Below are 241 nucleotides of genomic sequence, written 5' to 3' on the forward strand. Positions count from 1 at the left end.
TCCATTAATCGCGTTCTGTCTTGTTTCAACATAACAACATTAAATGGTACATGACGCTTCTTCTCACGTTTTGGTTCTTCTTTTTGGACAACTGGTTGCCCTACTGCGACCAGTGCTTCTTCTACAACTTGTTGCTCTTCCGCAATCGGTGCTTCTTCTACAACTTGTTGTTCTTCCGCAATTAAAACATCCGCAAAGCTTTGAACATTTTTCTTCGTTTGTTCATCAGCCTCAGAAACAT

General features: G+C 40.7%; 1 protein-coding gene. It reads right to left on the bottom strand.

Going from position 1 to position 241, the window contains the following annotated elements:
* Positions 1-241, bottom strand: a 241-nt coding sequence (locus MR113_RS27890) for a hypothetical protein (RefSeq protein ID WP_242257519.1), incomplete at both ends; no start/stop codon positions are given.

The organism is Bacillus cereus group sp. BfR-BA-01379 (assembly GCF_022663605.1).
GTDB lineage: Bacteria > Bacillota > Bacilli > Bacillales > Bacillaceae_G > Bacillus_A > Bacillus_A mobilis.